The organism is Thiolapillus sp. (assembly GCF_048562965.1).
GTDB lineage: Bacteria > Pseudomonadota > Gammaproteobacteria > Chromatiales > Chromatiaceae > Thiolapillus > Thiolapillus brandeum_A.
Map to the genome: position 1 here is coordinate 1 of NZ_JBHNMF010000525.1, position 2,223 is coordinate 2,223.

Below are 2,223 nucleotides of genomic sequence, written 5' to 3' on the forward strand. Positions count from 1 at the left end.
AAGCTCGTTGCTGCTCCGTACTTGGCTCCCAATGACTGGACGCCGCGTTCGGAGGCCTACTTTGTTTTCCCTCTGGCGCAAGGCACGCCGGGAAAACAGTGCGGCCTCGCGGCTACTGGGGACTACCAGCCTTCGCTTCGCTCTCCATGGCTGGCAGCGACAGAAGCCGTCGCAGCCGGCCTCATCAGCAACCCCCGTCGCAAACGGCCGCCCAGAGCCACCGCTATTGGCTACTGCCCCATTGAGGGCACCACCCACCAAGAAAAACTCTGGCGGCATGTGGTGCGTGCCTTTCCGGGGCAGGCTGTCTGGGAGTACCCGGGTGCCGTGCCGGGGCGACGCTTCCGGCTGGATATCACATTCCCCCAAAAGCGCCTCGCCATAGAAGTGGGTGGCTATGCCCACCACGGCAAGTACCTGGCTGATTTCAAGCGGGATCGTGAACGATAAAATCTGCTGACACTCCAGGTCTGGCGAATACTGATACTGCGATATCACGCTGGGGAAATCCATAAAGAACCAGAGCGAATCATCAAACAGATCACACAGGCACTCTCTACAGGTCACGGAGGCACACAATGAAAGAAGCAAGGGTCACCATTGAGCAGATGGACATCTTTCGCCACACAGCCGGGCTCGACCGGGGCAACACCCCATACCGCAACTATTTCTGCGCGGAAGAGGGGCATGATTCATGGGATGCGCTACTGGAGTTGGTGAAAATGGGGTTAATGGTGAAACGGCCTTCGCCCACATCACCCTCCAGTCTTTTTCACCTCACCTATTTTAACAATCGGGTAAATCATCAAGGTTATTGCGGGAGGTGTTGTCCTTGTCCGTCCGCAGATATTTGCCTGTGGGGCCGTTTACAACTCTGATCGAAGTTCTTGTGCCGTCACCCCAAGGCACATAATACTGATGTATCCCTGACTCAATATCCTGAATCGCATTAGCCTTGCTACGTGGCGACCAATATTCACTAGGGTTGCACAGCGCCAGGATGTCGCCGTCCCTGTCCTTCTTGCTTTTATCTACTGCTCGTTCAGCCATTTTCATTTACCTCATTTGTCTTGATTAAATTACTTCGTAATGTAAAATTATACGTATCCGTATAGCCGGCGACCCAAAAAAAAGGTCTGCGCATAAATATACGAAGACGTTAATTATTAACATACCACATGGTATAGGTGCCCGCAATGGCAGACAGCGATATTTTTCAAAAAAGGCTGGTAACCGCCCGAAAGAAAAGGGAATTAAGCCAAGATGACCTAGCAAAAAAGTCGGGATTAAAGCCTGCCGCGATCTCACATTTCGAGACAGGCGCACGAAAACCATCCTTTGACAATCTGAAACGACTTGCTGACGCCTTGAATGTCACAGCCGACTATCTACTGGGTAGAACAGATGACCCCGAAGGATTTGCGGAAGCAGATGTCGCGTTTCGGCACGGATTTGAACAGCTTTCATCCGAGCAACGGGAAATCGCGCTGGATTTTATCGAAGTACTGGCAAAACGAAGCAAAAAAGAATAATAGGAGTTTCAGCCTATGGGCCTATTTGCCACCAGAGAAGCTGAGAGGTTACTCAAGGAATGGGGTATTCAATCCTTGCCGGTCAATCCATTAGCAATAGCAGAACAGCATAATATTGCTTGTCAGGGGATGCCCTCAAAAAGCGGTGGCGTGTCAGGCATGTTTATAAAAAGCGGGGATGCATATGGAATCCTGTACGCTACCCATATTGATAACGAAGGGTTCCAGAATTTCAGTATTGGACATGAACTGGGGCACTATTTTTTACCCGACCATCCCGAAGCCGTTTTTTCAGGCAGCGACATTCATAATTCACGCGCCGGGTTTGTTTCAGACGATGAACATGAAAGCGAAGCTGATCACTTTGCTTGTGGTCTTCTCATGCCAAATTACCTATTCGATCCTGCCCTTGAGCAAGCAGGGGATGGGCTGGATGCCATTAAGTCACTGAAAGAATGCTGTGGTACATCATTAACCGCAACAGCCATTCGTTATGCCCAACGCACACCGGAGCCTACCGCCATTATTGTGAGCATTGGCGATAAGGTCGATTACTGCTTCATGTCGGATGAATTAAGGGCACCTCTATTAATTGCCCCTAATCCGGTAAAATAACAGCATCACAGGGAAACGGGAAGAAATCCATGCAACCCAGCTTTTTTGATCAGGAAAATCGGTTAGCCCAACTGGA

Annotated in this window: 4 protein-coding genes; 3 read left to right on the forward strand and 1 reads right to left on the reverse strand. The window is 50.3% G+C overall.

Features of this window, described 5'->3' with window-relative positions; genetic code table 11:
• Positions 1–450 (forward strand): hypothetical protein (locus ACOCD2_RS17215; protein ID WP_419625828.1); only part of this gene is annotated, 450 nt, incomplete at its 5' end.
• A gap of 336 nt (positions 451–786) precedes the next feature.
• Here the strand turns inward: ACOCD2_RS17215 and ACOCD2_RS17220 are convergent.
• Positions 787–1,050, reverse strand: coding sequence for a DUF3892 domain-containing protein (locus ACOCD2_RS17220; protein WP_293653309.1), 264 nt, complete (start codon positions 1,048–1,050; stop codon positions 787–789).
• Between the two features lie 146 nt (positions 1,051–1,196).
• Between ACOCD2_RS17220 and ACOCD2_RS17225 the strand changes: the two genes are divergently transcribed.
• Both ACOCD2_RS17225 and ACOCD2_RS17230 read left to right on the forward strand, forming a co-directional pair.
• Positions 1,197–1,532, forward strand: coding sequence for a helix-turn-helix domain-containing protein (locus ACOCD2_RS17225; protein ID WP_293653510.1), 336 nt, complete (start codon positions 1,197–1,199; stop codon positions 1,530–1,532).
• A gap of 15 nt (positions 1,533–1,547) precedes the next feature.
• Positions 1,548–2,147 carry an ImmA/IrrE family metallo-endopeptidase gene (locus ACOCD2_RS17230; protein ID WP_293680521.1) on the forward strand — a complete coding sequence of 200 codons (600 nt, stop codon included), beginning with the start codon at positions 1,548–1,550 and terminating at the stop codon, positions 2,145–2,147.
• Positions 2,148–2,223: the final 76 nt, after the last annotated feature.

Excerpts from the sequence above, each read along its gene's own strand:
- ACOCD2_RS17220 (WP_293653309.1), bottom strand. The coding sequence starts at position 1,050 with ATGGCTGAACGAGCAGTAGATAAAAGCAAGAAGGACAGGGACGGCGAC.
- ACOCD2_RS17225 (WP_293653510.1), top strand. The coding sequence starts at position 1,197 with ATGGCAGACAGCGATATTTTTCAAAAAAGGCTGGTAACCGCCCGAAAG.
- ACOCD2_RS17230 (WP_293680521.1), top strand. The coding sequence starts at position 1,548 with ATGGGCCTATTTGCCACCAGAGAAGCTGAGAGGTTACTCAAGGAATGG.